Origin of the sequence: Kocuria tytonicola (assembly GCF_003687455.1) — a bacterium.
In the GTDB taxonomy this organism is placed as follows: domain Bacteria; phylum Actinomycetota; class Actinomycetes; order Actinomycetales; family Micrococcaceae; genus Kocuria; species Kocuria tytonicola.
Genome location: NZ_PHOA01000128.1, coordinates 1 through 5,466, shown reverse-complemented (window position 1 = coordinate 5,466; position 5,466 = coordinate 1). Strand labels below are relative to the sequence as shown.

Below are 5,466 nucleotides of genomic sequence, written 5' to 3'. Positions count from 1 at the left end.
GGTCGGTGGGGCGTGCCGGTGGCGGCGCGGGGGTGCCGCGCCCGGGACGCGGCCCGGGGGCAGTGCGCGCGGCGGACGACGTCGCTCGCGAACCTCCGCGGGCGGCGTCGGCCGCGTGGGCGCGTCAGCGGAGCAGGTGCTCCAGAGCGGAGACGAACACGTCCAGCCCGTCCGTGCCCTCGCGCATGCCCACGGGGCCGGCCCCGGAGAGGTCCGCGCCGAAACCGGGCTCCACGGCGTGCTCGGGGTGGGGCATGAGGCCCACCACGTTGCCCCGGGCGTTGGTGATCCCGGCGATGTCGTTGCGGGAGCCGTTCGGGTTGCCGCCGGTGTAGCGGAACACCACGCGGTGCTCGGCCTCGAGCTCGTCCAGGGTGCGCTGGTCCGCCACGTACTGGCCGTCCTGGTTCTTCAGCGGCACCACGATCTCCTGGCCCGCGGTGAAGCGCCCGGTCCACGCGGTGTCCGTGTTCTCCACGCGCAGGGCCTGGTCCCGGCAGATGAACTTCAGCCGCTCGTTCTTGATCATGGACCCGGGCAGCAGGTGGGCCTCGGTGAGCACCTGGAAGCCGTTGCAGATCCCCAGCACGGGCATCCCGCCGTCGGAGCTCGCGGCGTCCACGATCCGGTCCATCAGCGGGGCGAAGCGCGCGATCGCACCGGCCCGCAGGTAGTCCCCGTAGGAGAAGCCGCCGGGCAGGATCACGGCGTCCACGCCCTGCAGGTCCTCGTCCGCGTACCAGAGCGGTACGGCGGTGCCGCCGGCGATGTCCACGGCGCGGGCGGCGTCGCGGTCGTCCAGGGTGCCCGGGAAGGTCACCACGCCCACGCGCACGTCCGCGAGGCGGGAGTCCGGCGCGGGCTGGGAGAGGTCCGCCACCAGGGGCGTCTGCTCGGGGCTCGGCTGCTGCGCCACGCTCAGTGCTCCTCGGGCAGTGCGCTGACGTTCACCACGTCCTCGATCACCGGGTTGGAGAGCAGCTTCTCCGCCGCCTCGCGGGCCTGGGCCAGCATCTGCTCGGTGGCCTCGCCCTCCACGGTGAGCTCGAAACGGCGGCCCTGGCGGACCTCGGTGAAGCCGCTGAGACCGATGCGGGGCAGCTCGTTCGCAATGGCCTTGCCCTGCGGGTCGAGGATTTCCGGCTTGGGCATGACGTCGACGACGATTCGGGCCATGGAACGCTCCTGTACGCGGTGTGGCAGTGGTCGGCGCGCGGAGTCCGTGCCGTCTCACGCCGGGCGCCTTCCGGGGATCTCCCCGGGCGACGACGACGCTCCGCGAGCTTGCGCCCCCCACTCTAGTGGGTGCCCGCCCCGGTGCCGCGTCAGCGCTCTGGGAGCTGGACCTCGATGAGCCCGGCCGTCTCCCGGCACGGGCGCTCCCGGAGGTTCTTGGCCGGGTCCGGTGGGGCGGTGCGTCCCCTGTCCAGGGCGAGCCGGGAGCCCTGGAACGTGCCCGTGAGGTCGAAGACCCAGTAGTGGTTGGGGCACTCCAGGGAGGCCACGCCGTGCTCCGCGGCGCGGCACACCGTGGCACCCTGGTGCGGGCACTCGTTGGACAGTGCGCGCAGCGTGCCGTCCTCGTCGCGGGTGAGGACCAGGGGGACCCCGGCCACCCGCACGGGCACCGCGCTGGCCGGTGCCGTGAGCGCTCGGGCGAGCGCGGCGGCGTCGGGAACCGGGTGCCAGCTCACGCGGCGGACTCCAGGATCCGCTCCGTGGCGGCGAGCAGCCGCTCGCGCAGCGCAGTGCCGCGCGCGGCGAAGGCCCGCTGCCGGCGCACGTACTCGGCCTTGCCCTCGGGCGTCTCGATCCGCACCGGCTCGTAGCCCCAGTCCGCGAGGTCGTAGGGGGAGGCCTCCATGTCCGTGCGGCGCACGTCCCACGCGAGCTCGAAGCAGTCCGCCAGCAGGTCCGAGTCCACCGCGGGCAGCAGCTTGTACGCCCACTTGTAGAGGTCCATGGTGGCGTGCAGGCACCCCGGTTGCTCCAGGGTGCGCTGGGCCTGCCGGGTGGGCTGCAGCTCGTTGCGCTCCACGGCCTGGGGCTGGAAGAAGCGGAACGCGTCGAAGTGCGAGCAGCGGATCCGGTGGCCCTCCACCACGGCGTCCGTGCCGCGCGAGCCCAGGCGCAGGCCCGCGTCCTCGTGGCGCACGCCGTTCTCCTCCGCGCGGTACGCCATGGCCCACTCGTGCAGCCCGAAGCAGTCGAACGTGCCGCTCCTCGCCGCGGTGTTCGCCAGGATCTCGCGCGTGAAGCGCACCGCCGTCCCGCGCTTGGTCAGGAACGCCGCAGCGTCCACGACGACGCCGCCCGCGACCTCCCGCGCGCCGGCCGCCGTGAGCTCCGCGCGCGTGGCCGGGCGGTAGAACTTCCAGTCCGCCCGCTCGGGGGCGCCCAGGAGGACGACCCCGGGGCCCGGGTGCCAGCGGGTGAACTGCGCGGGGGAGAGCGTGTAGTAGGTGAAGAGGAAGTCCTCCACGGGGTGCTTCTCGCCTCGGAACCGCCGGTCCAGGAACGGCTGGGTGTAGCGCGAGACGCGATCCTCGTGAGCCCGTGCCCGCTGCGTCCACTGCTCCCGGGTGAGCACCTCGGGCCGCGTCCTGGTCGCTGACTCACTCATCGCAAGGGTCCTGCGCCCGGCCCTGCTCGGCATCCGGGCCCAGCGCCTGCGCGGCGGAGATGAGCCGGTGCATGCCCTCGTTGAGCAGGTGCACCTGGTCGCGGGACACGTCCAGCCGGTCCATCATCCGGGTGGGCACCGCCATGGCCCGTTCCCGCAGCTCCCTGCCCTTCCCCGTCAGGGAGACCGCGAGCGCCCGTTCATTGCGGGGATCCCGTTCGCGGGTGAGGTAGCCGCGGGCCTCCAGGCGCTTGAGCAGCGGGGACAGCGTGGCCGAGTCCTGCATCAGCTGCTCGCCCAGGTCCTTGACCGTGCGCGGCTGGGAGTCCCACAGCGCCAGCATCACCAGGTACTGCGGGTGCGTGAGCCCCAGCGGATCCAGGACCGGGCGGTAGCTCTGCACCACCATGCGCGAGGCCACGGACAGTGAGAAGCACAGCTGGTTGGCCAGGGCCAGGGGGTCATCGGTGGGGCCGGTTGCGGCCCCGTTCCCGGAGGCGGCCGCTCCCGGGGCGTTCTGCCCGGTGCCCGGTCGGCCGTCGGCGGTCCTGACGGCGGCCACGTTGGTGGGAGCTCCGGGACCGTCCGCGGGTGCGGGAGCGGGCGCGGCGGCGTCGTCCCGCCGGGAACCCGGGGGTGAGGTGCTGCTGGTCATGGGGTGCGCGGGGTCAGCGCCCCGTGCCTCCGTAGACCGTGGCCTGCTCGGAGGAGTCCAGGCCGAAGGCCGTGTGCACGGCGCGCACGGCGTCGTCCAGCTTCTCCACGGAGGTGACGATCGAGATCCGGACCTCGGACGTGGAGATCATGTCCACGTTGATGTTGGCGTCCGCGAGCGCCTGGAAGAACGTGAACGCCACGCCCGTGTTGGTCTTCATCCCGGCGCCCACGAGGGACAGCTTGCCCACCTGGTCGTTGTAGTCCAGGCGGGTGTAGCCGATCTTCTCCTCGGCGGCGCGCAGCAGGTTCAGGGCCAGGGTGCCCTGGGACTCGTCCAGGGTGAAGGAGACGTCCGTGAGGGGGTGCTCGCCCGTGGAGACGTTCTGCACGATCATGTCCACGTACACCTCGGCGTCCGCGAGCAGACGGAAGATGCGGGAGGCGATGCCCGGGTGGTCCGGTGCGCCCACGATCGTGATCTTGGCTTGGCTGCGATCATGGGCGATTCCGGCGATCAGCGGCTGTTCCAAGGGGATCTCCTTCTGCGGCGTGAGGTTCTCGTGGGGGCTGGGGATGACCCAGGTGCCCTCGTTGTGGGTGAAGGACGAGCGGACGTGCAGCGGCACGTTGAAGCGGCGGGCGTACTCCACGCAGCGCAGGTGCAGGATCTTCGCGCCGTTCGCGGCCAGCTCCAGCATCTCCTCGGAGGAGACCCGGTCCAGCTTCTGGGCCGAGGGCACGATCCGCGGGTCCGCGGTGTAGACGCCGTCCACGTCCGAGTAGATCTCGCACACGTCCGCGTCCAGGGCGGCGGCCAGTGCCACGGCGGTGGTGTCCGAGCCGCCGCGGCCCAGCGTGGTGATGTCGCTCGTGGAACGGTGCACACCCTGGAAGCCGGCGATGATCGCCACGTTGTCGTTCTCCAGCGCCTCGCTCACCCGCCGGGGGCTGACCTCCACGAGCTTGGCCGCACCGTGCGCGCCGTCCGTGATCATCCCGGCCTGGGAACCGGTGAAGGACTGGGCGGGCACGCCGAGGTCCGAGATGGCCATGGCCAGCAGCGCCATGGAGATCCGCTCGCCGGAGGTCAGCAGCATGTCCAGCTCGCGGGCCGGTGGCTTGCGGGCCACCTCCCGGGCGAGGTCCAGGAGGTCGTCCGTGGTGTCACCCATGGCGGAGACCACCACGACCACCCGGTGACCGGCGTTCCTGGTCTCGGCCACACGCCGGGCGACGCGGCGGATGCCGTCGGCATCGGAGACCGACGAACCGCCGAACTTCTGGACAATGAGGCTCATGCATTCCTCTCGCGGGCTGGGACCCGGCGCCGGGGCGCGGGTATTTGCCGGGTTCGGTCGGGGATTCAGTGCTCAATGCTAGCGGCTCGCCGCCACCGGTGGGCCGCGCAGGCCGCGGGGGGCCACGGGGCTACCGCCCCTCGGCAACCACCGTGCGGCCCTCGAACGCCCGGCCCAGCGTGACCTCGTCCGCGTACTCCAGGTCCCCGCCCACCGGGAGACCCGAGGCGAGGCGGGTGACCCGGATCCCCAGGGTCTTCAGCATGCGGGACAGGTACGTGGCGGTGGCCTCGCCCTCCAGGTTGGGATCCGTGGCCAGCACGATCTCCTGCACCGTCTCGTCCGAGAGCCGGGTCATCAGCTCGCGGATGCGCAGCTGGTCCGGGCCCACGCCCTGCAGCGGGGAGATGGCCCCGCCCAGCACGTGGTAGAGCCCCCGGTAGCTGCGCGTGCGTTCGATGGCCATGACGTCCTTGGACTCCTCCACCACGCAGATCACGCTGCGGTCCCGGCGGGCGTCACGGCAGATGGCGCACTCCTCCTGCTCGGTCACGTTGCCGCAGACCACGCAGAAGGACACCGAGGTCTTCACCGTGGAGATGGCGTCCACGAGCTGCTGGACCTCGTCCTTGTCCGCGTCCAGCAGGTGGAACGCGATGCGCTGGGCGGACTTGGGGCCCACGCCGGGCAGCCGCCCCAGCTCGTCGATGAGGTCCTGAACCGGTCCTTCGTACACCGTGCTCCTTCGTGAAGATTCTCGTGATCGAGGCCGTGGCCGGAGCCGGGGCCTCGATCGGGGTCCGTGGAGGTGGCCGGGGTCTGCACCGGGGACCACGGTGTCACGGGGGTGGTGCGGCGGGGCCCCTGGTCACTGTGCCGTGTCGTGGG

At 72.2% G+C, this 5,466-nt stretch carries 7 protein-coding genes; all 7 read right to left on the bottom strand.

Annotated elements, in window-relative coordinates:
• Window positions 1-124 precede the first annotated feature (124 nt).
• The 7 genes from purQ to recR all read right to left on the bottom strand — a co-directional run bounded on the left by purQ (window position 125) and on the right by recR (window position 5,314).
• A complete protein-coding gene (gene purQ / locus CWC38_RS10745; protein WP_439108841.1) occupies window positions 125-883 on the bottom strand; it encodes a phosphoribosylformylglycinamidine synthase subunit PurQ in 759 nt (252 codons plus the stop codon).
• A 35-nt stretch (window positions 884-918) separates the two neighbouring features.
• Entirely contained in the window at window positions 919-1,176 is a 258-nt protein-coding gene (gene purS / locus CWC38_RS10740; RefSeq protein ID WP_121846726.1) for a phosphoribosylformylglycinamidine synthase subunit PurS, read from the bottom strand.
• 149 nt (window positions 1,177-1,325) lie between these two features.
• A complete protein-coding gene (locus CWC38_RS10735; RefSeq protein WP_121846725.1) occupies window positions 1,326-1,694 on the bottom strand; it encodes a Rieske 2Fe-2S domain-containing protein in 369 nt (122 codons plus the stop codon).
• The gene (locus CWC38_RS10730; RefSeq protein ID WP_121846724.1) at window positions 1,691-2,623 is read right to left on the bottom strand and encodes a 3-methyladenine DNA glycosylase; all 933 of its coding nucleotides are present in this window, start codon (window positions 2,621-2,623) and stop codon (window positions 1,691-1,693) included. Before CWC38_RS10730 ends, CWC38_RS10735 begins: the two co-directional genes overlap by 4 nt.
• Window positions 2,616-3,278 carry a MarR family winged helix-turn-helix transcriptional regulator gene (locus CWC38_RS12280; RefSeq protein ID WP_121846723.1) on the bottom strand — a complete coding sequence of 221 codons (663 nt, stop codon included), beginning with the start codon at window positions 3,276-3,278 and terminating at the stop codon, window positions 2,616-2,618. The genes CWC38_RS10730 and CWC38_RS12280 overlap by 8 nt, the downstream gene beginning before the upstream one ends.
• 13 nt (window positions 3,279-3,291) lie before the next feature.
• On the bottom strand, window positions 3,292-4,578 hold the full coding sequence (locus CWC38_RS10720) for an aspartate kinase (RefSeq protein WP_121846722.1): 1,287 nt from the start codon (window positions 4,576-4,578) through the stop codon (window positions 3,292-3,294).
• Between the two features lie 130 nt (window positions 4,579-4,708).
• Window positions 4,709-5,314: a recombination mediator RecR gene (recR, locus tag CWC38_RS10715; protein ID WP_121846721.1), complete on the bottom strand. Its 606-nt coding sequence runs from the start codon at window positions 5,312-5,314 to the stop codon at window positions 4,709-4,711.
• Window positions 5,315-5,466: the final 152 nt, after the last annotated feature.